This is a genomic window from Paeniglutamicibacter sp. Y32M11 (assembly GCF_019285735.1).
Lineage (GTDB): Bacteria > Actinomycetota > Actinomycetes > Actinomycetales > Micrococcaceae > Paeniglutamicibacter.
The window spans coordinates 2,567,222-2,590,714 of record NZ_CP079107.1; the positions used below are offsets into that span (position 1 = coordinate 2,567,222).

The window sequence follows — 23,493 nt, forward strand, 5'->3', positions numbered from 1 at the left end:
GCAACCACTAATCAAAGGAGATGTCAGCGCTTTTGCTTGACGATCTTTTCCTGGTCAACAGAACCTTCAGCCAAAGCATCAAATTCTTCGTGACCGGCGGCGACCAGCTGGTCGTCACCTTCACCGAAGAAGCCAGCCTTGAAGGTGGCGATGTTCGACTTGAGCGATTCCACGGTCTCGTCCTCGAGCTTGCCGGTTTCGGCAATCACGGTCAGGACGTTGGTGCGGTGACGCAGGTGAGCCAGGAACTCGGTTTCGAAACGCATAACGTCTTCAACCGGGACATCATCCAGGTAGCCCTTGGTACCGGCCCACACGGAGACAACCTGATCCTCAACCGGGAACGGTGCGTACTGTCCCTGCTTGAGCAGTTCCATCAGGCGAGCGCCACGGGTCAGCTGCTGCTTCGAAGCGGCATCCAGGTCCGAGGCAAACATGGCGAATGCCTGCATGTCGCGGTACTGGGCCAGCTCGAGCTTCAACGTACCGGCAACCTTCTTCATCGCCTTGATCTGCGCCGAGCCACCAACACGGGACACCGAGATGCCCACGTCGACTGCCGGACGCTGGTTAGCGTTGAAGAGGTCCGACTGCAAGAAGATCTGGCCGTCGGTGATGGAAATGACGTTGGTCGGGATGAATGCCGAAACGTCGTTTGCCTTGGTTTCGATGATCGGCAGACCGGTCATCGAGCCTGCTCCGAGTTCGTCGGAGAGCTTTGCACAACGCTCGAGCAAGCGAGAGTGCAGGTAGAACACGTCGCCTGGGTAGGCCTCGCGTCCCGGTGGGCGTCGCAGCAACAGCGATACGGCGCGGTAAGCTTCGGCCTGCTTGGACAGATCATCAAAGACGATCAGAACGTGCTTGCCGTCGTACATCCAGTGCTGGCCAATGGCCGAACCGGCGTACGGTGCCAGGTACTTGAAGCCGGCCGGGTCAGATGCCGGCGAAGCAACAATGGTGGTGTATTCCAGCGCACCGTTGGCTTCAAGGGTCTGGCGCACTGCAGCAATGGTCGATGCCTTCTGACCAATTGCCACGTAGATGCAGCGGACCTGCTTGTTGGTGTCGCCCGAAGCCCAGTTGGCCTTCTGGTTGATGATCGCGTCAACGGCCAGAGCGGTCTTACCGGTCTGACGGTCACCAATGATCAGCTGACGCTGGCCACGGCCGATCGGGATCATTGCGTCGATGGCCTTCATGCCGGTCTGCAACGGTTCGTGAACCGACTTACGCTGCGTCACGCCAGGAGCCTGAGTTTCCAGCGCACGACGTGCGGTGGAAGCAATCGGGCCCAGGTCATCAATCGGCTCACCCAGCGGGTCAACCACACGGCCCAGGAAGGCGTCGCCAACCGGAACCGAAAGGATCTCGCCGGTGCGCTCAACGCGCTGGCCTTCGGCGATGCCGGCGAAGTCGCCAAGGACGACAACACCGATCTCGCGGGTGTCAAGGTTCTGGGCCAGGCCCAGAGTGCCGTCTTCGAAGCGAAGCAGCTCATTCGCCATGACGGAGGGAAGACCCTCCACCTTGGCGATGCCGTCGCTTGCCGTAGTTACGCGGCCGACCTCGGTGCGCTCTGCTTTGCCCGGTTCGTAGGACGCTGCGAACTCATTCAAGGCATTGCGGACGTCGTCGGCGTTGATGGTCAATTCGGCCATCTGCAGTCCCTGCTCTCCTAAGTTGTGATTACCGCGGTGAATCGTAGCGGTAACCGAAATTTGATTCAGTCTATGGTGACTGGCTGGCAAGACAGACCCGAAGGTACTGTCTAGCCTGCCAACCTGCGGCGCAGATCCGACACGCGGGTAGCGATAGTTGCGTCAACAACCTCATCGCCCACCTTTACGCGGATTCCGCCGACTAGTGCCGGGTCGATCTCGACGTTGATGTTCAACTCTCGACCGTAGAGGTTGTTCAGGCCTGCCTGCAGGCGCGCCAGCTGCTCGGTGGTGAGGTCACGGGTGACGCTCACCGAAGCAATCCAGCGTTCCTGACGCTTTGCCACCAATTCCACGAAGCGCTCCAGCAACGCGATGGGCTTGAGCCCACGCGGTGCCGAGACAGCTTGGCGGATCAACAATGCGGATGCGGCACTGGCGTTCGGCAGAAGACGCAGCGCCAGGGCGCGTTTGGCTTCGGTCGATGCCTGTGGATCATCGAGTGCACGTTGCAGATCATGACTGGATCCAACAACTCGGATGAACGCGAAGAGGTCTTCTTCGAGCCTCTCCAGGCCAGCGGAACCGTCCTGACGCTCGGCAACCGCGATGGCGGCAGTTGCCGCCACGGTTTCCAGTGCATCACCAATGTCTCGTGCCGAGCTCCAGCGCGAGGAGGCCAATTCTGCAACGGTGGATTCGGCAGTTGCCGAAACCTTTCCGCGCAACAGCGAGGCTACAAGCCCCGCCTTGTCCTGAGCTCCGCGGGCCGGGTCAGTCAGTGCGCGACGCAGGCCGGCGTTGCCGTCAAGAACCTCGACGGCGCCAAACAGCTCAGCTGACAATTCCAAGGACGCGTGTGCAAGCTTGGTTTCCAACGACGTCAGTGCCGCGGCCAGTGACTCGCTCGATACACCTGCCATTAGTTCGATGCACCCGCGTTCTGCTGGGATTCCAGATCTGCCAGGAACTTGTTGACTACGCGAGCTGAACGCTCATCGTTTTCAAGCGCTTCGTCGACGATCTTGCTAGCCAACGAGGTTGCCAGAGTTCCAACTTCGGCACGCAGCGAGGTAACTGCTGCGGTGCGCTCTGCTTCGATCTGACGGTGAGCCTGCTCAGTAATGCGAGCGGACTCTTCTGCTGCCTTGGTCTTGAGTTCAGCCAGGATTAGTGCACCTTCTTCGCGCGCATCCTCACGGATACGGTTGGCTTCGGTGCGTGCTTCCAGCAGCTGTGCCTTGTACTGTTCCAGGGTGGCGTTAGCTTCTGCCTGTGCGGCTTCTGCCTTCTCAAGTCCACCCTCGATGGCCGTGACACGGTCCTGGTAGGACTTCTCGAATGCCGGGGCAATGTACTTGACCACGATGAACAACAGGACAGCAAAGCCTGCAGCAGTGACAAGAATTTCCCACGGGTTCGGAAGCAGCGGGTTTGCGCCCGCTTCTGCTGCGAGGATCAATTCGTTGCTGATCATTCTCACTCTTCCTTATCTCTTAAGTTCCAACTTGTAATGACACCTGCACTAGTGGCAGGGCCACCATCAAGAGAAACTACGCGCCGACGACGAAGGCGAAGACGAGGCCCAAGATTGCCAGTGCTTCTGCAAGGGCGAAGCCAAGCATAGCGATCGGCTGCAGGATGCGCTGTGCTTCCGGCTGGCGTGCAACGCCGTTGATGTAAGCAGCGAAGATCATGCCCACGCCGATGGCCGAGCCGATTGCAGCCAGGCCGTAGCCGATCATGTTAAGGGAGCCGTGGAGTTCCATTTCGTTCCTTTCAAGATACCGACACTCTGTCGGCAGGTTGTGAGGTCATTCCCCCATTCAAGGGGGAAAACTTTTAGTGAGTTAGTGCGAGCCCGAAGTGCTTAGTGGGCGTCTGCATCCAGGGCACCCTGGATGTAGATAGCGGTCAGCAGGGTGAATACAAACGCCTGCAGAACCATGATTAGGAGCTCAAGGAAGTACATCGCTACGGAGCCAACGATGACCAGAACACCAACGGCGTTCAGGGCCAAGGACTCCTGCACCATGATCAAGTGACGAGCGCCGGTAGAGGCAAGCATCACGATCATGTGGCCGGCAAGCATTGTCGCCATCAAACGCAACGAGTGAGTCAGCGGACGAACGATGAAGTTGGAAATGATTTCCAACGGCACCATCAGCGGCATGATCCAGTTCGGGACGCCCGAAGGGACGACGGCAAGCTTGAAGTAGCGAATTCCGTGATTCTTCACGCCGACTGCGATCCAGGTGCCATAGATAATGATGGCCATGGCGTAGGCGGAACCAGCGTGGGAGAAGGAAGGGAGCTGAAGGAACGGGATAGCCCCGAAGAGGTTGTTCAGCAAGACGAAGAAGAAGGTCGCAAACAGCAACGGAACCCACTGAGCGAAGTTCTTCTCGCCAATGATGTCGCGGCCCACGCCGTTACGGACGAATCCGTAAGCGCTTTCGGCAAGGAACTGTGCCTTGCCTGGAACCAACTTGGGGTTCTTAATAGCTGACTTGAAGAACCACACGATCAAGATGATCGAGAGGATGATCATGATCATCTGCTTGCCGAAACCAGTCCCGTACTCGGCTAACCATGGCAGCACCTCGGGAAGGTGGGTGTCGGATATCGACGGCGGGACGTAAGGTTCAGTGGCCGTCGGAAGCGCAAACGCGGTCAACGCGCTGTCCTCTCTGCAGTTTCGGTCATGGGACAAATTTGGTGATTCGGCGCAGGGCGCCATTCACCGTGTGAAGTTCTAATGGTCGATCTCATCACTTGGCGGCAACCCACGGCTTCGATGCCGTAAATGGTGGCGAGCGAGAAAGTATCCAGCCGTTGCACCTAAGAGCGCACCGAGGAAAACAATCCAGCGAGTATCCAGCAAGAGATCCAGACCCCAGCCTATCAAACCCCACGCGATCAACCCGCCAATAATGTAGTTGGCGTACTCACGCACTGAGGCAAACTTCGGCTCTAAGGAGCGGTCTGGTTCAGAGTTATCCACGCTTGCCTCCCGAGGAATCGGAAGGCGATGGATCATCGTCATTAAAAATGGGCAGCCGTGCCCGGGAAAAGGCGCGGATCTCGCCAAACTGCCACAGCACGAGGGAACCAATGGCGCCCCACATGAAATAGGGCGCAAGCACCCATGATGGCAATGAAGCAAAGAGCACCAGAAAACCCATGCCTAAGATCTTGGCCATATACATGAACAAGAAGGCGGGAAGCGCCCAGCTGGCGCGATATCTCCCGGCCAACTCGGCAACAAGGAGGCTGACGCCGAAGAAAACGACAATCAAAGCGCACCCAAATGCCAAGGAACCGGCGATTACCCCACTCAGAATCGGCCATGCGGCAAGGGAGAGAACGAGTCCGGCACCAGCGGTGTAGGCCGTGCAGGTCTTCAGAATCCCCATCCAAGGGGAGCGCGGAGCCGACGCTACGACAAGCGCACCGTTGGTTCTTGAGCCGCGTTCCGGCTTGATCATGAAATCCCAGTTCCCTTGTATACAGAAGCGGCCAAAATAGCAGGTCGCCCTGACTGTCATGAAGGATTGATGTGAGCGAGCCCCACAAGGAGGCAACTTGAATTCTACACGAGATAGAAGGAGCGTCCCACGTGAGGCGTCCACGGGTGGGGCCAACGGATAAAACCTAACGCGCGGCCTTGCGCCTAGCCCGAGCTCGAGCCCGCTCGAGCATCGGCATCCACGTGATTAACGTCACCAAAATAAACGCAGCAATATAAAGGGGAATGGCAATTCTACGGTCTGCCAGGGAAATAACTACCACCCCTGAGGCGACCAGCGCGGCCCACATATACAGGATCAGAACTACCGCCCGAGGACTGTGACCCAGATCGACGAGGCGGTGATGGATATGGCCGCGATCGGCGCTGAAGGGGGACTTCCGCTTGGCACTACGCCTGATGATGGAAAGCAGTAAATCAAGATATGGCAGCACTATGACGGCGACCGGGAGAATCACCGGCATAAACGCCGGAACATTCCGGAAGCGGAAAGCGTCCTCTCCCAGCACATCGCCCGTGACAGCCAAGGTGGAAACCGCAAAGAGCAGGCCAATGGCCAGCACCCCAGTCTCCCCCATAAAGATGGACGCTGGCTGAAAATTGTGTGGCAGGAAACCCAGTGTTGCACCCAGCAGAACGGCGCACATTAGGGCGGAGAAGTTGGAGTAATCCTCGTCGCTGACGCGGGTAGCGAGCAGGTAACTGTATACAAAGAAGGTTGCGGCACCGATCGCCGAGATGCCGGCGGCGAGTCCGTCGAGCCCGTCAACGAAGTTGATGGCGTTCATGGTTCCCACGATGACCAGCACCGTGACAACCACCTGCAGTACCGGGGAATCTATGTGTAACGAGCCGACCGGAAGTGCCTTGAGCAAGATTCCGTGTTGGACAATGACCAGGCCCACCGCGATTTGTCCGATGAGCTTGATCCACCACCGCAGATCAATCAGGTCATCGAGGATCCCCATCACCAAAATGATGCCCAGACCAATCAATACCCCGCGGATGGGCTCCGCCGATTTGAAGATCCCGTGGAAGAACGGGATCTGCGAGGCCACGCCGATCCCGAGGTACAGCCCACCAACGATGGCCACACCGCCGAGCTTCGGAGTCGGGACCTTATGGAAGTCACGAGCGCGCACCGGTTGCTGCGGCATTAACCTCGAGCCCACAACACGCATGACCGGAGTGAGCAGATACGAGGTCATGAAGGCGATCCCGATCAGCAGCAGATAACTTCTCATGATTCGCGGGGAGACTCCCCCGCCGTTACTCCGTTCGTGTCCTCCTGCTGTGCAGCGGAGGTGCCGGGAGTGGTTTCGGCATCGGCATCGATCTCAAAAGCCGGTTTTGCTACGGCAGTCTCTACGGATTCTGTTCTCTGAACGTCCTCACCGAGCACGGCGGCATCCGCAACGTCGGTAGCTTCGGAGGTCTCGACAGCCTCCATGGGCACGACAGCGTCTGCATTTTCGTCGATCGCCGAGTGGCCATCGATGTCCAAGAGTTCCGGCGCTACGGTTCGCAGCTGCTCCAGACTCAGCGCACCGGCACGCACCACGCGCGGCGGGGTGAGCGTGCAGTCGATGATGGTGGAGCTCAGGGCCTCACCCGAGATGGGGCGCGGCCCGGCCTCCAGATAAACCTCCACCGATTCTCCGAGTTGGTCAAAGGCTTCGGCGGCGGTTGCTGCCGCCGGGTGGCCGGTGCGATTAGCCGAAGAAACGGCCAAGGGGCCGGTGGTGCGTAGCAGGGCGCGGGCCACCTCATCGTCCGGGACTCGAAGCGCCACCGTTCCGCGGGTCTCCCCCAAATCCCAGGTGAGCGACGGTTGGGCCGGCAGAATCAGGGTGAGGGCGCCGGGCCAAAACTTCTCCGCGAGGTTCCGGGCGACCAATGGCACATCGGTGGCCAATCCGTCCATCGTGGCCATGGCCGGCATCAGCACCGGAGGCGGCATCGAGCGGCCCCGGCCCTTGGCTGCCAACAGCGTGGCAACGGCCTGGGCGGAAAATGCATCGGCGGCAATGCCGTAAACGGTGTCAGTGGGCATGACAATGCAGCGGTTAGCCGCAAGTGCCGTGCGCGCCGCCTCGAGCCCTGCTTCGAGGTCAATGCTGTCGTGGGCGTCAAAACGTGAAGTCACGTGATCATTCTTCCATGTCTGGTGGGATATTCAGCGGCGGACGCCACTGGTGGCACGGTCGCGTCCGTTCAGGTCTTGATGAGTCTTCACATTCTCCCAGTGCCCGGTGGTCCTGAACATCGCCGCCATCGCCGGGGCCTGGACCTCGGCATGTTCCATCACGAAGTAGCCGCCGGGGTGCAAGAGCCGAGCGGCCGAGGCGGCGGCCGCCCGTGGCAGCACCATGCCGTCCTCCCCGCCGCCGTACAGGGCCATCGCCGGATCGTGGTCCCTGGCTTCGGGTTCCCGCGGTACGGCGTTGGCCGGGATGTAGGGCGGATTGGAGACCACCACATCGCAGCGTCCATCAAGTTCGGGCAGGGCATCGGTGAGATCCCCACGCACCAGGGTGACCCCCAGCGGTTCCAGATTGCGCGCCGCGTAGGCGTAGGCCTGCTCGGACAGCTCCACCGCATACACGCGGGCACCGGGGACCTCGTGCGCCAGCGAACCGGCGATGGCTCCGGATCCGGTGCCCAGATCCACCATCAGCGGGTTCTTCAGGCTGCCCGCCACGTCGATGGCCAGCTGCACAACCGACTCGGTCTCCGGGCGCGGCACAAAAACACCCGGGCCCACAAACAGGTCGAGGTACCTGAAGTAGGCCACCTGGGTGAGGTGCTGCAGCGGGATGCGCTCTGCCCGCGAAGCAATCAGCTGCGCAAAGGCCGGAGCGTCGGATTCGGAGAACGACTCCCCCAGCATCACCATCGTAGCCAACCGGCCGCGGCTGACCCCCAACACGTGGGCAGCCAACAGCTCGGCATCAACCTTCGGTGAGGGGACATCCGCGGCTTCAAGCACCGCGGTCGCGGTGGCCAGCACCTGCGCCAGCGTCGCGCCGGAAGGGGTGTGGGTCACGGTGGAGCTACTCCTTGTCCCCGCCGATGGCGTCAAGACGCTGCTGCTCATCCATCTCGATGCAGGAGTTGATCAACGGATCCAGCTCGCCGTTCATCACGTGGTCAAGGTTGTAGGCCTTGTAGCCGGTGCGGTGATCGGCAATCCGGTTTTCCGGGTAGTTGTAGGTACGGATGCGCTCGGAGCGGTCCATGGTGCGCACCTGCGACTTGCGGATATCGGAGTTCTCCGCGTCGATGATGGCCTGCTGGTGAGCCAACAGACGGGAACGCAGCACGCGCATGGCGGCCTCGCGGTTCTGAATCTGCGACTTCTCATTCTGCATGGCCACCACAATGCCGGTGGGGATGTGAGTCAGGCGCACCGCGGAGTCGGTGGTGTTCACGGACTGGCCACCGGGACCCGAGGAACGGTACACATCGACCTTCAGGTCGTTCGGGTGGATGTCAACTTCTTCGGGCTCGTCAACCTCGGGCAGGATCAAAACACCGGCGGCGGAGGTGTGAATGCGGCCCTGGGACTCGGTCTGCGGCACGCGCTGCACGCGGTGCACCCCACCCTCAAACTTCAGGTGTGCGTACACGCCCTGGGCCGGGTCACTCGACTTACCCTTGATGGCCATCTGGGCGTCCTTGTAGCCGCCGAGGTCGGATTCGTTAAACGAGATCAGCTCGGTCTTCCAGCCCTTGGTCTCCGCGTAGCGGGTGTACATGCGCAGCAGATCGGCGGCGAACAGTGCTGCCTCGTCGCCACCCTCGCCACCCTTAACCTCGAGGATCACGTCGCGCGCGTCATTGGGATCCCGCGGGATCAGCAGTCGGCGCAGCTTTTCCTCAAGCACCGGCAGCTTCTCGTTCAACTCTTCAACCTCGGCGGCGAAGTCGGGGTCCTCATCGGCCATTTCCTGCGCGGTTTCCAGGTCCTCGGTGGCCTGCTTCCAGCGCTTGTGCGCCTCAACAATGCCGTTGAGCTCCGCGGAGCGGCGCCCCAGCTTGCGGGCGACGGACTGATCTTGGTAAACGGCGGGATCCGAGAGGCGGGCCTGAAGGGCTGCGTGCTCATCGAGTAGTCCCTGTACGGACTCAAACATGGTTGAACTTCTTTCACTACGACTGTGGTTCCCAGTGTAGGGAACGAAAAGGGATCGTGGGGGCTTAACGACCAACGCCCAGCTTCACCGGTCCGGGTGTCCGGACACGGTGAAACTGGGCGTATAGGGCAGCTAGGCGTCGTTCTTGGAACCCAGCGTGGTCTTGTTGATGACCATCAGGAACTCGGCGTTGGAGGCCGTCTCACGGATCTTGCCCGTGAGGGTCTCCAGCGCCTGCTGGGTGTCGAGGCCCGAGAGCACGCGGCGCAGGCGCCACATGATCTTGACCTCGTCGGGCGAGAGCAACTTCTCTTCGCGGCGAGTACCCGAGGCGTTAACATCAACGGCCGGGAAGATGCGCTTGTCCGCCAGCTGGCGGGACAGGCGAAGCTCCATGTTGCCGGTGCCCTTGAACTCCTCGAAGATGACTTCGTCCATCTTGGAGCCGGTTTCCACCAACGCGGTGGCCAGAATGGTCAACGAGCCGCCGTTTTCGATGTTGCGAGCAGCACCGAAGAAACGCTTGGGCGGGTACAGTGCCGAGGAATCGACACCACCGGAAAGGATGCGGCCCGAAGCCGGAGCGGCCAGGTTGTAGGCACGTCCCAAACGGGTCATCGAGTCCAACAGGACCACCACGTCCATGCCCATTTCCACCAGGCGCTTGGCGCGCTCGATGGCGAGCTCGGCCACGGTGGTGTGGTCATCGGCGGGCCGGTCGAAGGTCGAGGCAATAACCTCGCCCTTCACGGTGCGCTGCATGTCGGTGACTTCCTCGGGACGCTCATCAACCAAAACCATCATGAGGTGAACCTCGGGGTTATTGGTGGTGATGGCGTTGGCGATGGACTGCAAGATCAGCGTCTTACCGGCCTTCGGCGGGGAAACGATCAGGCCACGCTGGCCCTTACCGATCGGGGCCACGAGGTCAATAACACGCGGGCCGATGAGCTTCGGGTCCGTTTCCAGACGCAGACGCTCGGTCGGGTAGAGCGGAACCAGCTTGGAGAAGTCAACGCGGTTGGTGTTCTCCTCCGGGTTCTTGCCGTTGATCGCGGTGAGCTTGACCAGAGCGTTGAACTTGGCACGTGAGGAAGCGTTCTCGTTTTCACGCGGCGCGCGGATGGCGCCCACCACGGCATCGCCCTTACGCAGGTTGTACTTCTTGACCTGGTTCAGCGTGACGTAAACGTCCGAGGGACCGGCAAGGTAACCGGAGGTGCGGATGAAGGCGTAGTTATCCAGCACGTCTAGGATGCCGGCGACCGGCAGCAAGACGTCGGAGTCATTCAGCTCGGTGTCATCAACATCGGGCTGGTTGCGGCCACGGCCGCGACGGTTGTTGGCGTTACGGTCATTACGATCGTTGCGCTCGGAACGGTCATTGCGCTCACCGCGGTCGTTGCCACGGTCATTGCGGTTCGCATTGCGTTCGCGGTTGCGCTCATTGCGTTCGCGATTGCGCTCACGGCGGTTGGCGTTGCGATCCTCGGCGGACTCGCGACGATTAGTGTTGCGCTCCTCGGAGGAATCGCGGTTACGCTCTTCGCCACGGTTCTCGGCAGACTTTTCGTCCTGTGCCTGAGCCTGAGCCTGAGCCTGAGCCTGGACCGGAGCCTCGACGGCTTCAACGGTGTCGTTCGACTCGTTGTTGTTCTCGCGACGGTTGCGGTTGCGATCACGACGATTGCGGTTACGCTCGCTGCGCTCCGGGCGTTCGGAACGTTCGGCGCGTGCCTCGTTGTTCTGGCTGCCCGATTCGGCGGCTTCGGCGGCGGGGGCCTCGGCCACTGCTGCGGGAGCAGATTCGGCGGGGGCTTCGGTGGCTACCGGTGCGTTGCCATTGGAATCGGCGCGGCGTGAGCGGGTGTTACGTCGCGGTGCGCGTTCCTCCACGGCGGGTGCCTGGGCTGCTGCCGGTTCCGGTGCAGCTACGGTCTCGGTGCTCGCGGCCACGGTTCCGCTGGAGTCGGCGCGGCGGCTGCGGGAGCGACGAGCAGGTGCTTCGGCCTTGGCCTCGGCAGCTACCGGTGCGGCAACCGCTTCGGTTTCGGTCTTGGTTGCTGCTGCGCTGGAGGAGCGGCGGTTGCCGGTCTTCGGTGCGGTTTTTGCCTTGGCCGGGGCCTTGGCTTCGGGGGCAGCCTCGGTAGCGGCGGCTGCCTCAACCTTGGGCTCCGCCTTGGCCTTGGCTGCGTCGCGGTCTGCGACGGAGCCTCCGCGCTGGTGGCTAGAGATCGCGCTGACAAGATCATTCTTGCGCATCCTCGACCCGCCGGTAATTCCCAGCTGGGACGCAAGTACCTGCAATTGTGCAAGCTTTAGGCCGGCAAGTCCGCCGCCCTTGGATGCGTTGTTTTCTTCCACGCCTGCAGTCAGGCTGGTGGTTTCGGTCACGAAGGTTCCTTCCCCCTCGTCGGGCGGATCGCATCAGAGAGATCCGCAACGATTGACTACTCCTTTATCCCGCGTCAGATGCGGGAGAAAGGTTCGGCCGTGCACAGCCCCAAATATCAGGGCAGATGCTTCGGTCGATCATGAGACACACCAAGGGATCGATTCACCAACAAGGTTGACGGAGTCCATCGGATGGTGTGGGTGTGCCTGCAGACCCAGCAGAAATGGTTTGTGATGATCGAAGCCCCCAAGATCCGCCCGCCAAAAGCGAGGAGAAGAGATCGATGGCTGCACGAAACGCGGTGAATCATCCACATATAACCGGAGGATTCTTTTCAAGCGGGTGCTAAAGCACTTCTACTCTAACACCCGTTGGCGCTACCGATTCAATTTGGACACGCCAGTTGGGCCCGGAACGGTCTGCGGCAAACGCCGATACAACATCGGCCGCCGCACGGGCTTGCTGCTGCCCCGCGCACAAAATCATCACCGTGGGCCCGGCGCCGGAAACCACCGCGGCGTAACCGGCGGCACGCACGTGCTCGATGAGTTCGGCGCTGGGTGCCATGGCCGGCGCCCTAAAGCTCTGGTGCAGGAAATCCTGCGTACCAACCATCAGGGATGCGGGGTCGTGGGCCAGGGCGTGAATCAGCAACCCCACCCGTCCCCCATTGGCCGCCGCCACCGCGTGCGGCACCGTGGCCGGCAACAACCCACGCGCGGCCTCGGTGGACAGTTCGATGTCGGGAATGGCGAGCACCGGAACAATGTCCGGATGCAGTACACCCTGTACCGTGCCGAATCCGGAATCCGTGGTCCAGGAGAGCGTCAGCCCACCGTAGACGGCCGGTGCCACATTGTCCGGATGACCTTCCCAGCGCGAAGCGGCTTGGAAGATTTCTTCGGTGCCGCCACGGCTGGCGGCGGGAAGTAGGGCATCGGCGGCGGCCAACGCGCTGACCATGGCCGCGGCGCTGGAGCCCATGCCACGACCATGCGGGATGTTGTTTCTCGCCTCAATGCGCAGACCCGCCGGCGTGAAGCCCAGTTCGGCCCAACGCTCGAGGATCGTCTTGGCGATCAGGTGCGTTTCATCGGTGGGCAGGGTTTGCGAACCCTCCCCGGTGATGGCCACGTGGACGCCTGCTTCGTCCACGGTGTGCACCACCAGGGTGTCCCACACCGAAAGGGCAAGTCCTAACACGTCGAAGCCCGGGCCCAGATTGGCACTGGTGGCCGGTACGTGTACCGCAATCGACTGTCCGGATTGGATCTGCGCCATGGGGGTCTGTGTATTCCTTATTTCCGGTGTGGGTGAGTACTTAGGACAGGCCGAGGGCCGAAGCCACCGAGACCACGTCAAACTCAACCTTGGTCGGCGTGACGGGCGAGCCGTCTTCGGTCTTCAGGGCCCAATCCGGGTCCTTGAGTCCATGACCCGTCACGGTGATGACGATCTTTTTGCCGGCCGGAACATTGCCCGCGGCGTGATGCTTGATGAGCCCGGCAACGCCAGCGGCGGAGCCCGGTTCCACAAAGACGCCTTCACGTGAGGAGAGCCAGCGGTGAGCCGCCAGAATCTGCTCGTCGGTCACCGAGTCGATGATGCCACCGGAGTCGTCGCGGGCCTCTTCGGCCTGCTTCCAGGAGGCGGGGTTACCGATGCGGATCGCGGTGGCGATGGTGTCGGGTTCGGTGACCGGATGGCCCAAAACGATCGGTGCGGCACCGGCGGCCTGGAAGCCCCACATGATGGGGGTCTTGGTGGATACCGGTGCGAGCTTTTCGCCGGCCTGGTTGGTGTACTCGGCAGCGTACTCCTTGTAGCCCTTCCAGTAGGCGGTGATGTTTCCGGCGTTGCCCACGGGCAACACATGGTAATCCGGGGCATCGCCCAGGTAATCGACGACCTCAAAGGCACCGGTCTTCTGACCCTCAATGCGTGCCGGGTTCACCGAGTTCACCAGGAAGACCGGGTAGTTCTCGCTGAGCTTGCGGGCGACCTCGAGGCAGTTATCGAAGTTACCATCAACCTGAAGCAGTTCCGCGCCGTGGGCGATTGCCTGGGAGAGCTTACCCATGGAAATCTTGCCGTCCGGGACCAACACCGCGCACTTGAGCCCGGCCTGGGTGGCGTAGGCGGCAGCGGAGGCCGAGGTGTTGCCCGTGGAGGCGCACACCACTGCCTTGGCTCCGGCGGCGACCGCTGCGGTCATCGCCATGGTCATGCCACGGTCCTTGAAGGACCCGGTCGGGTTCATCCCCTCAACCTTGAGGTAGACCTCCGAGCCGGTGAGTTCGCTCAGGGCCGGGGCGAACACCAGCGGTGTACCGCCTTCACCCAAGGTGATGACCTTGGTGTTTTCGTCAACGGGCAGGCGATCGGCATATTCGCGGATGACTCCGCGCCACTGGTGGGCCACTTAGTTTCCTTCAACTCGCAGGACGGATGTAACTTCTTGGACGGCATCCAACGATGCGACGGCGGCCACGGTAGCGGCCAACGCTGATTCGGTGGAGCGGTGGGTAACGATGCGCAGCATCGCCGATCCACCGTCGACGCTATCGCTTCCACTTTGGCGCAGGGCCTCAATGGAGACGGAGTTCGCGGCGAAGATCGCAGCGATGGCTGCGAGCACACCGGATTCATCCGAGACGCGCAAACCGATCGCATAGCTGGTGGTGATCTGCTCAAAGGACAGCGCGGTGTTCGGCTGCTGAGCCGCCACGGCGGGCAGCGGACCTCCGGAGACCACGCGGCGGGCCACGGCGACGGTGTCGCCCATGACGGCCGAAGCGGTGGGAGCGCCACCGGCGCCGGCGCCGTAGAACATCAGCTCACCGGCATTTTCTGCCTCAACAAACACCGCATTAAACGCACCGTGGACGGCTGCCAGCGGGTGGTTACGGCGCAATAGGGTCGGGTGCACACGCACACCAATGCCGTCCGCCGAGCGTTCGGCGATCGCCAGCAATTTGATGACCATGCCCGCGTCTTTCGCGGCAGTGACATCCGCGGCGGTGATCTTGGTGATGCCCTCGCAGTGAACATCGGCCAAGTCAAAGTCGGTGTGGAAGGCCAGCGAGGCAAGGATCGTGGCCTTCGCGGCCGCGTCGTGACCCTCAACGTCGGCCGTCGGGTCGGCCTCGGCATAACCCAGCGCCTGCGCCTGGGCGAGCACGTCGTCAAACGCGGCGCCGGTGGTGTCCATGGCGTCGAGGATGAAGTTCGTGGTGCCGTTGACGATGCCCATGATCTTGGTGATCCGGTCTCCGGAGAGCGAATCGGAGATCGGGCGAAGGATCGGGATGGCTCCGGCGACGGCAGCCTCGTAACGCAGCTGTGCACCGTGCTTGATGGCCAGGGCGTTGAGTTCGGCACCGCGGGCCGCCAGCAGCGCCTTATTGCCGGTGATGACCGAGGCGCCGTTGGACAGGGCCCGGGCGATCAACTCGCCGGCGGGCTCTAGGCCGCCAAGCAACTCGATGACAATGTCTGCCCCATCAACGAGCGCCGGAGCGTCGGTGGTGAATAACGCGGTCGGAATCTGCGCATCGCGCTTGGTCTCCAGGTTGCGCACGGCAATACCGCTGAGTTCAAGATTTGCTCCGGCGCGATCGGCCAGCACCGGTGCATCGGCGAGCAGGATGCGAGCCACTTCGGACCCAACATTGCCGCAGCCGAGCAGGGCCACCTTCAGTGTTTTCACGTGTTTTACTATGCTCCCAAATCGCGGGCCAACAAGTCTGCTTCGGTTTCCCTGCGGATGATGGCGCGGGCGGCGCCATTGCGGACAGCCACCACGGCCGGACGACCCAGGTAGTTGTAATTGCTGGACAGTGCCCAGCAGTACGCCCCGGTTCCCGGAACGGCCAGAAGGTCGCCGGCTGCAACATCCTCGGGCAGGTAAACGTCCCGTACGACTATGTCACCGGACTCGCAGTGTTTACCAACCACACGTGAAATAATCGGTTCACTTTCCGTCACACGGCTGGCCAGCACCGCCGTGTAATCGGCGTCATAAAGCACCGGGCGGGCGTTATCACTCATGCCGCCGTCCACCGAGACGTAGCGGCGCGGCGCTAAGCTGCCGTCCGCGGTTTCCACCTGGACGGACTTGCGCACACCTGCCTCGTAGAGGGTGAAGGTGGTGGGCCCGGCGATGGCGCGACCGGGTTCAATGGAGATGCGTGGCACCTTAAGTCCCAGCTCGGCCGCGGTGGCAGCAACCACCTCGGCCATGGCCGCCGCCAATACCGCCGGTTCACGCGGGGTGTCGGCCTCGGTGTAGGCGATGCCGTAGCCGCCACCCAAATCCAGCTCGGGCAGTTCGATGCCGTGCGCCGCCTTGATCCCGGCCATGAACGTCAGCATCTTCTGCGCAACCAGGGCGAAGCCTTCGGCCTCGAAGATCTGCGAGCCGATGTGGGCGTGCAGGCCCAGCAGGTTCAGCTCCGGGTGCTCCAGGGCAAAGTCGACGGCGGTCGTGGCCGGCGAGGCATCCTGACCGAGCTGCACCATCGAGAGGCCAAATTTCTGATCCTCATGCGCGGTTGCGATGAATTCATGGGTGCTGGCGTGCACACCGGGGGTCAGGCGCAACATCACGTTGGCACGCTTGCCGGTTTCGCGGGCCAGCAGGGCGACGCGCTCCAGCTCATCGAGTGAGTCCACCACGATGCGGCCGAGGTCGTCTTCGAGCGCTGTACGAATCTCCGTCACGGACTTGTTGTTCCCGTGCAGCGACAGGTTGGCCGGTGGAACCTGCGCCACGCGGGCGACGGCCATTTCGCCACCGGAGCAGGTGTCCAGGCGCAGGCCCTCAGCGGTGACCCAGCGGGCCACCTCGGTGCTCAAAAACGCCTTGCCGGCGTAGTAGACATCCACTCCCCCGCAGATTGACTCGAAGGCAGCGTCAAAGGCTTCCTTGAAGCCGCGAGCCCGGGCGCGGAAGTCATCCTCGTCCAGCACAAAGAGCGGAGTGCCGAACTCGCGAGCCAGATCGGAAACCTTGATGCCCTGAACGGCGAGCTCACCCCCCTCGGACCGGGCCACACCGGCTGCCCATTGAACGGAACGCAGGTCGTTAACATCGGCGGGCAGCGAAAGCCAAGCCGGTGCGAGGGGTGAAGAGGTCATCGTTCCTTACATCTTTTCCGGTGCGGATACGCCCAACAGGTCAAGCCCGTTGGCCAGGACTTGGGTGGTGGCGTCGTTGAGCCACAGGCGGGTTCCGTGGATCGGTTCCACGGCGCCCTCGCCCACGGGAGTGACACGGCAGGCTGCATACCAGGAGTGGTAGGCACCGGCCAGCATTTCGATGTGTCGTGCAATGCGGTGCGGTTCGCGGTGAGTGGCGGCCTTGGCAACAACCGAGGGGAACTGCCCCAGGGCTGCGAGCAGGTCATTCTCGGTTTCGTGGGTCAGCAGCGTCGCGTCGAAGTCGGTGCGCGTGACGCCCTTTTCCACGGCGTTTCGTGCCGCAGCGATGGAGCGTGCGTGCGCGTACTGGACGTAGAACACCGGGTTGTCGTTGGTGTTTTTCTTCAGCTGTTCCGGATCGATCGTCATCGGCGAATCGGCCGGGTAACGGCCCAGCGAGTAACGCAGGGCATCGGCACCGAGCCAATTAATCAGGTCGCGCAGCTCAATGATGTTTCCCGCACGCTTGGACAGACGGGCACCGTTGACGGAAATCAGCTGTCCGATCAGCACCTCGATGTTCTTGTCCTTGTCGTCCCCCGCGCAGGCGGCGATGGCCTTGAGGCGGTTGACGTAGCCGTGGTGATCGGCACCGAGCAGGTAGATCTTCTCGGGGAAACCACGATCCTTCTTCGAGAGGTAGTACGCGGCGTCTGCGGCAAAGTACGTCGGCTCGCCGTTGGCGCGGATCAGCACGCGGTCCTTGTCATCACCGAAGTCGGTGGTGCGCAGCCAGACGGCACCATCGGTGTCATCGATGTGACCCTGTTCGCGCAGGCGTTCCACGGCATTTTCTACGGCACCGCCGGCATGCAGCTCCTGCTCGGAGAAGAAGACGTCGAACTCGACGCCGAAGTCGTTCAGCGTCTCCTTGATGTCGGCCATCTGAGCGACGTACGCGGCTTGGCGCACGATCGGCAGGGCAGCTTCCTCGGTGAGCTGGCGAATGTCCGGGTGAGCGGAGGCTACGGTATCGGCCAGTTCCTTGATGTATTCACCCGGGTAGCCACCCTCCGGGACCGGCAGTCCGTGGAGGCGGTTGTAGACCGAACGGGCAAAGACGTTCATCTGGTTGCCGGCATCGTTGATGTAGTACTCGGAGGTGACGGACGCACCGCTGGCCTTGAGCACACGGGCGATCGAATCGCCGAGAGCTGCCCAGCGGGTGTGACCGATGTGCAGCGGGCCGGTGGGGTTCGCCGAGACGAATTCCATGTTGACGATGTGTCCGGCCAACGTGTCGTTGGTGCCGTACGCGGCGCCAGCCTCAACGATGGTCTTGGCCAGTTCACCCGCGGCGCCGGCCTCGAGGGTGATGTTCAGGAAGCCGGGTCCGGCGATCTCTACCTTGGAGATCCCTTCGACTTGCGTCAGTCGATCAGCGAGGATCGAGGCGAAGTCGCGCGGGTTCATGCCCGCCTTCTTACCCAGCTGCAGGGCGATGTTGGTGGCCCAATCCCCGTGTTCGCGACTCTTCGGTCGCTCCACACGCACTGCCTCGGGTACTTCAACGGAAATCTGGCCGGCGTCGAGGGCATCACGGAGGCAAGCGGAAATGGCTGTGGAGAGTTCTTCAGGAGTCACTCTTCAAGGATAGCGGTGCCCGTGGGCGCCATCGGACGATATGACGTCGCGGTGTCGCACACATCAACGGCACATTTGGTGGGCCGGACGGCTTCAGCGGAGAGTCGATTTGCGGTTCACCTGTTCACACCTGCTAAGCTCGTCTACGTTCCCAGCCGAAAACATTTTGTGAAACAGTATTTTCGGCACAAGCCCTCGTAGCTCAGGGGATAGAGCGTCCGCCTCCGGAGCGGAAGGTCGAAGGTTCGAATCCTTTCGAGGGCACCAAAAGAAAAGCTCCTGTTGTTCCAGTTTTACTGGAACAACAGGAGCTTTTTTCATGATCACTCATAAGACCGGCATCCGGTTTGTCCTACATCTCGATGAGCTGACCAACCGAGGCCGCCGCGGCGAATCGTTGATTCCAAATGGGGCGCTGAGGCTGTATGTGGCGGTGAAGCGGCCCCAGAACCAACACCAGCGCCTAGCATTGCTGTTCTTTTTTCGATATCACTGGACACGTTGTGTCGACTGGGGATCACGTTCGGCCTATGCGAAAACAATAACTATCGAGGTTGGGTAGAATTGACATAAATCCTCGTCATCATGGGGAATTATTTCTACCCCCGGCGGGAGTCATCATGCGCGCCTCGGAAAACGACGCCTCGCAGCCCGTAGCCGATCTGTTGATACACGAGACCCGGACGCAGCCCTGGGACCCGGAACGAACGGCACTTTTACTTCCAAAGCCGGATCCCGAACCGCGGCGTAGACACCTCGTTGCCCGACGTGTTGCCAACACGTTCAAGACGCTGATCGCTATCTTGGTGATCACCGAGCTTGTAGCCGTCTCGTTCATCTGGTTCACGCCGCCCCGTACCTCGTTCATGCTGCAGAACCAGAGCGGGCCCATCGCTTATCAGTTTGTTTCCCTGGATCACATCAGCCGATACATGATCGCTGCCACCATCGCGCATGAAGATGAAGACCTCGGATCTCGCGCGGGGGCATTCAACTTCACCGAGTTCAAGGCCCGTGCGGTTGCACACATTGATGGTGGCGAAGACCCCAGCGGATCAACGATCCCGCAGCAGCTGGTCAAAAACATCTTTCTCTGGCCGGGCCAAAGTGGCTTCCGTAAGGGTCTGGAGGCCGTATTGGCCACGCAGTACAGCCTGACGCTTTCGGATCAACGGATCATGGAGCTTTACCTGAACTACGCGCAGTTTGGCCCTCGTTTGTATGGGATCTGTGCTGCGTCTTGGTACTACTTCGGCACTCCCCCATATTTCATGAATGAGTACCAGGCAGCCCAATTGATGGGTGTCCTACCGCTACCCAGCAGGGTTGAGCGTGCGCCGGGTGGCGGAATACTTCTGGATTCACGGGCTCATCCTGGCGCGTGGAACCTGGTCAACGGGGCGGCCAATGTCCACGTTCCGCGACAAATTGCCGGTATGGGCGGCTGGAAATCGGCCGTTGGCACCATCGGAATTTCTGACAGTGCCTCGGACTATGCCGATGAGCGGCTGCCCGGAGCCTCCGCGCACAACGTGGCCTGCACCAGTTATCCGGAAGACGTGGTGGACTTGCTGCGCGAACAAGGCGTCGAGTTCGACTCGCAGTCGATGAAGATCACCAAAGACCTGTAGCCGACTCAGATGGGTGCGACCCTGTTGAGGTGGCAAACCCTGCTGCGGCAGGGGAACCAGGAATTTTAGTGGTGCCTCTTGGCGGGCGACGTTTCACGGACATTCGCTGGCGCAGTTTTATGCCGACTCGCACAACCGCACAAAATACCGGCGTTTCGGGGTCCGAAGCTCCCTCACGCACACCATCGGAGCGTCCCGATTCGAGTGAAATCATCAGAACAGGGGTACCGGAAAAATAAGACAGCCCCCGTGGTGACGGCGAATCTCCACGGGGGCCTAACCGCCGCTCCTTTGAGAAAAGGGGCATTGGCTTCCATGAACACTACAGCCATTGGGTCCAAGAGGCCGCATCGCAGCTAGGTGATCCGCACTACACTTCCCCCTGCGCCGAGGTGAACAGGACTATCTGCCGATCCCGTTCTCGTAGGAATACACCACAATCTGCACCCGATCCCTCAGCTCAAGCTTGCGCAGGATGGCCCCAATATGAGTTTTGACGGTTGATTCGCTCAGGAACAACCGGCCCGAGATCTCTTGATTTGTCAGGCCGAGTGCCACGGCCGCAAACACTTCGGTTTCGCGATCGGTGAGTGCGGCGAAATTCTCGGGTACTTCGCGTGCCGGTTCCGGCTCAGATTCCAGCAGTGCTGCAAGATTTTGTGGGGCGATGACGGAGCTTCCCGCATGCACGGCGCGAATGGACGCGCAGACAAACTCCGGAGTGCTGTCCTTGAGAATAAATCCGCTGGCCCCGTGACGCACTGCGGTGGCCGCGTGCTTGTCCCAGTCGAAGGTGGTGAGCATGATGATCTTCGGAGCCCGGCCCGTCTTGGCCGGATCCGTTTCAAAGATTCGCCGCGTCGCTTCGACACCATCCATGGGCGTCATTTGCACATCCATCAGCACCACGTCGGGACGCGTAGCGGCCACGGTCCGGAGTGCCTCGGTGCCATCGGCTGCCTGGCCCACCACTTCCATATCAAGCTGTGCGCCCAAGATGATGGCAAGTCCGGAACGAAAAAGTTGTTGGTCATCGACCAACACCACGCGGATCATGTTCTCGTTCAACGTCATACCCATTCTTTATTCAGCGGAAAAGTTGCGGCGATGGTGAAGGTACCAGGTACTCCTCCAGCACCGTCGTCGGTATCAATACTCAGTGTTCCGCCAACCGACGCCAAACGCTCGCGCATGCCACTGATCCCGGTACCCACCCGCGTTTCGGCGAAATTGCTGCAGAACTCGTTGGTCACGCTCAGGGTATAGCTGCTCGCTCCCCAATAGTGACGAACCCCGATATCCGTGTTTTCGGTACCGTGGTGCAACGCGTTGGCCAGCATTTCTTGGATGACGCGCCTGATCACGGGAAGGATGTGCGCGGGAAGCGGAAGGCTCTGCCCGAGCATCTCCTCGGTGACGACGTATCCTGTGGTCCGAACGCCATGCAGGATCCCCGAGATGTCCGAAAAGCTCGGCGGCACCAATCCCAGCTGTGCAGTTTGTAGGGCCTCCGATGGCATCGGCGAGCCACCCGGTGGTAGGGACTCGGCTGTTTGGTTGAGTACCTGGCGCACCTCCCCCAAGGAACGCCGTGCGGCGTCGGCGATGGTGCCGGTGGTTTCGCGGATACGTGCCACATCGGCATCCGGAATAAATCGGATGGAATCGGCTTGAGCGATGATCACTGCCAACGAATGACCCACCACGTCGTGCACGTCTCTGGCTAGCGCGGCGTTTTCTGCCCGCAATCGAGCCAGCTCCAAGGCACCCTCGGCCTCGGCCTTGGCCTTGACCGTGCTGCGTTCGGCGCTTTGTCGTCCGGTGAAGAGCCGAAAGAGCAGACCCAACAGCCATGGCAGCGTCATGACCGAGATCACCACGGCGAAGACGGCAAGCACCTGCTTATTTGATGGCCATCCGTTGGATTCCATGGCCCGGAACAGTGGATTCGAAATCCACGAATCGACGGCAACGATGTAATACGTGCCCAGCACCGATCCTAAGGCGATCGAAAGTCCGGTCAGCAGGACCCACACCCGGGAACCATTCAGTGCCACCATGCCGACCACATAGAGCATGCCGATCTGGGCGAAGTTGATGTCCACCCCGGACAGCATCTGGGCCGCCGTCCCTCCCCACACGAGAATCACGGCCAAGGTAGGAAGTGCCCGCGCACATCCGATGGCCACCGTCGCGGCAAGAATGTAGTAGGTGTACTCCCCAAAGGCGGAGCCGCCATAGGACATGTGGAAAAGGTACTCGTGGCAGAGTGCCGCCACCATCAGGTACACCAGTGCCAGACTGACATCTGCGGGCCAGCCCCAGCGCCGACGTCGGGGCATGGGATACGGCGTCACCTCGCGGCCGGGCATCGTTTTGCTCATCGAGGCCGTCCCTGCCCCACATCGATGCTAGGCCCAGCCATGGCCGGGGCCGTCCTCGACGGGGTTAACAAGACGCAATTGTGCATACTCCTACGGTAGTCGGCCCCACCCAGCTCGTGAGTCACCCTTAGGTACCGTACCCCTGGGCCCACGGTACAGATCTTGGCTTCACACCTTGAGACCGCGGCCCGATGTGCTCGGCGCAAAAATGGCAAAGACTTGATGTCATGATGAAATTTCCCTCACAAGCTGGACGCTCGGCACGGAACAAAGCATTGCGCCTGTGCATCGTGATGACCGGTGTGTTGGTCTTTGTGGTCTCGCTCCTGGGTCTGGGTTACGCGTTGAAGCCAACGGCGGGCGAGATGACTACGGCCGGCTTTGACACGATCGCCGGGAAATCGGCGGGGAGCACTTCTGCGCAGGTGCTGGCGCTGGGGGAAAAATATGGAAATGGCAGGATCCCGACCTCGGAGTTGGTTCAGGTGGCACCCGGGCGATACCTGACGCCCGATGCCGCCGCCGGATTCTCGGCGCTGGCCGCCGGACTGCGGGCAGCGGGGCACGAGGTCAAGATCAATTCGGCGTATCGCACGTTGGCCGAACAAGAGGAACTGGTCAGCGACTTGGGCTTGCTGGGCGAAGGGGGTACGGCGGCCGCGGTGGGTACCAGTGAGCACGGCATGGGGATCAGCGTTGATCTGACGCTCAGCGGTGCCGCCCTGACCTGGATGCTTGCACGGGGGCAGGATTATGGCTTTAGCAAGACCGTGGCCGAGGAACCGTGGCACTGGACGTGGATCGGCATCGACTGACGCCCTTAGGCGGCCCTCACACCGGCACCCAGCGGTCAGTGTGGCCAGCGCGGAGTCAGCTCTGGGCCCACCGCGACTCCACCATCCCTGTGGAATAGGCTTATCAACGCCTTCCGTAGCGTAACGTGAGGATGTTTGATCGTACGCGGGGAAAGA

General features: G+C 61.3%; 21 protein-coding genes and 1 tRNA gene. 4 read left to right on the plus strand and 18 right to left on the minus strand.

Annotated elements, in window-relative coordinates; translation table 11 throughout:
* Window positions 1-23 precede the first annotated feature (23 nt).
* The 16 genes from atpA to argS all read right to left on the minus strand — a co-directional run bounded on the left by atpA (window position 24) and on the right by argS (window position 18,507).
* A complete protein-coding gene (gene atpA, locus KUF55_RS11275) occupies window positions 24-1,661 on the minus strand; it encodes a F0F1 ATP synthase subunit alpha (RefSeq protein ID WP_132358326.1) in 1,638 nt (545 codons plus the stop codon).
* 110 nt (window positions 1,662-1,771) lie between these two features.
* Window positions 1,772-2,584: a F0F1 ATP synthase subunit delta gene (locus tag KUF55_RS11280; protein WP_218816705.1), complete on the minus strand. Its 813-nt coding sequence runs from the start codon at window positions 2,582-2,584 to the stop codon at window positions 1,772-1,774.
* Window positions 2,584-3,138, minus strand: a complete 555-nt coding sequence (locus KUF55_RS11285; RefSeq protein WP_132358330.1) for a F0F1 ATP synthase subunit B — start codon at window positions 3,136-3,138, stop codon at window positions 2,584-2,586. The genes KUF55_RS11280 and KUF55_RS11285 overlap by 1 nt, the downstream gene beginning before the upstream one ends.
* Window positions 3,139-3,214: 76 nt before the next feature.
* The gene (locus tag KUF55_RS11290; protein WP_071213157.1) at window positions 3,215-3,430 is read right to left on the minus strand and encodes a F0F1 ATP synthase subunit C; all 216 of its coding nucleotides are present in this window, start codon (window positions 3,428-3,430) and stop codon (window positions 3,215-3,217) included.
* Window positions 3,431-3,531: 101 nt separating this feature from the next.
* Window positions 3,532-4,338 (minus strand): F0F1 ATP synthase subunit A, encoded by an 807-nt coding sequence (gene atpB / locus KUF55_RS11295; RefSeq protein ID WP_255556990.1) that lies wholly within the window; start codon window positions 4,336-4,338, stop codon window positions 3,532-3,534.
* A gap of 319 nt (window positions 4,339-4,657) precedes the next feature.
* Window positions 4,658-5,149, minus strand: coding sequence for a hypothetical protein (locus KUF55_RS11300; protein WP_218816706.1), 492 nt, complete (start codon window positions 5,147-5,149; stop codon window positions 4,658-4,660).
* A 166-nt stretch (window positions 5,150-5,315) separates the two neighbouring features.
* On the minus strand, window positions 5,316-6,434 hold the full coding sequence (locus tag KUF55_RS11305; protein WP_132358338.1) for an MraY family glycosyltransferase: 1,119 nt from the start codon (window positions 6,432-6,434) through the stop codon (window positions 5,316-5,318).
* A complete protein-coding gene (locus KUF55_RS11310) occupies window positions 6,431-7,336 on the minus strand; it encodes an L-threonylcarbamoyladenylate synthase (RefSeq protein ID WP_255556991.1) in 906 nt (301 codons plus the stop codon). Before KUF55_RS11310 ends, KUF55_RS11305 begins: the two co-directional genes overlap by 4 nt.
* A 30-nt stretch (window positions 7,337-7,366) precedes the next feature.
* Window positions 7,367-8,236, minus strand: a complete 870-nt coding sequence (prmC, locus tag KUF55_RS11315; protein ID WP_255556992.1) for a peptide chain release factor N(5)-glutamine methyltransferase — start codon at window positions 8,234-8,236, stop codon at window positions 7,367-7,369.
* 7 nt (window positions 8,237-8,243) lie between these two features.
* Entirely contained in the window at window positions 8,244-9,326 is a 1,083-nt protein-coding gene (gene prfA, locus KUF55_RS11320; RefSeq protein WP_132358342.1) for a peptide chain release factor 1, read from the minus strand.
* 132 nt (window positions 9,327-9,458) lie between these two features.
* The gene (rho, locus tag KUF55_RS11325; protein WP_218816707.1) at window positions 9,459-11,720 is read right to left on the minus strand and encodes a transcription termination factor Rho; all 2,262 of its coding nucleotides are present in this window, start codon (window positions 11,718-11,720) and stop codon (window positions 9,459-9,461) included.
* Between the two features lie 346 nt (window positions 11,721-12,066).
* Complete coding sequence (thrB, locus tag KUF55_RS11330) at window positions 12,067-13,002, minus strand: homoserine kinase (RefSeq protein ID WP_218816708.1); 936 nt, start codon at window positions 13,000-13,002, stop codon at window positions 12,067-12,069.
* Window positions 13,003-13,042: 40 nt separating this feature from the next.
* Window positions 13,043-14,143 carry a threonine synthase gene (gene thrC / locus KUF55_RS11335; protein WP_132358348.1) on the minus strand — a complete coding sequence of 367 codons (1,101 nt, stop codon included), beginning with the start codon at window positions 14,141-14,143 and terminating at the stop codon, window positions 13,043-13,045.
* Window positions 14,144-15,430, minus strand: coding sequence for a homoserine dehydrogenase (locus KUF55_RS11340; RefSeq protein WP_218816709.1), 1,287 nt, complete (start codon window positions 15,428-15,430; stop codon window positions 14,144-14,146).
* An 8-nt stretch (window positions 15,431-15,438) separates the two neighbouring features.
* The gene (gene lysA, locus KUF55_RS11345) at window positions 15,439-16,860 is read right to left on the minus strand and encodes a diaminopimelate decarboxylase (RefSeq protein WP_218816710.1); all 1,422 of its coding nucleotides are present in this window, start codon (window positions 16,858-16,860) and stop codon (window positions 15,439-15,441) included.
* A gap of 6 nt (window positions 16,861-16,866) precedes the next feature.
* On the minus strand, window positions 16,867-18,507 hold the full coding sequence (gene argS / locus KUF55_RS11350) for an arginine--tRNA ligase (RefSeq protein ID WP_218816711.1): 1,641 nt from the start codon (window positions 18,505-18,507) through the stop codon (window positions 16,867-16,869).
* Between the two features lie 191 nt (window positions 18,508-18,698).
* Here argS and KUF55_RS11355 point away from each other — a divergent pair.
* From KUF55_RS11355 to KUF55_RS11365, 3 genes are all read left to right on the plus strand, one after another.
* Window positions 18,699-18,774: transfer RNA gene (locus KUF55_RS11355), tRNA-Arg, on the plus strand.
* Window positions 18,775-18,826: 52 nt separating this feature from the next.
* Window positions 18,827-19,069, plus strand: coding sequence for a hypothetical protein (locus KUF55_RS11360; protein WP_132358356.1), 243 nt, complete (start codon window positions 18,827-18,829; stop codon window positions 19,067-19,069).
* A 58-nt stretch (window positions 19,070-19,127) separates the two neighbouring features.
* Window positions 19,128-20,138, plus strand: a complete 1,011-nt coding sequence (locus tag KUF55_RS11365) for a transglycosylase domain-containing protein (protein ID WP_132358358.1) — start codon at window positions 19,128-19,130, stop codon at window positions 20,136-20,138.
* A gap of 402 nt (window positions 20,139-20,540) precedes the next feature.
* Here the strand turns inward: KUF55_RS11365 and KUF55_RS11370 are convergent, their stop codons facing one another.
* Together KUF55_RS11370 and KUF55_RS11375 are read right to left on the minus strand one after the other, a co-directional pair.
* A complete protein-coding gene (locus KUF55_RS11370; RefSeq protein WP_255556994.1) occupies window positions 20,541-21,212 on the minus strand; it encodes a response regulator transcription factor in 672 nt (223 codons plus the stop codon).
* Window positions 21,209-22,522: a sensor histidine kinase gene (locus tag KUF55_RS11375; protein ID WP_218816712.1), complete on the minus strand. Its 1,314-nt coding sequence runs from the start codon at window positions 22,520-22,522 to the stop codon at window positions 21,209-21,211. Before KUF55_RS11375 ends, KUF55_RS11370 begins: the two co-directional genes overlap by 4 nt.
* Before the next feature lie 227 nt (window positions 22,523-22,749).
* Between KUF55_RS11375 and KUF55_RS11380 the strand changes: the two genes are divergently transcribed.
* The gene (locus KUF55_RS11380; protein WP_218816713.1) at window positions 22,750-23,337 is read left to right on the plus strand and encodes a M15 family metallopeptidase; all 588 of its coding nucleotides are present in this window, start codon (window positions 22,750-22,752) and stop codon (window positions 23,335-23,337) included.
* Window positions 23,338-23,493: the final 156 nt, after the last annotated feature.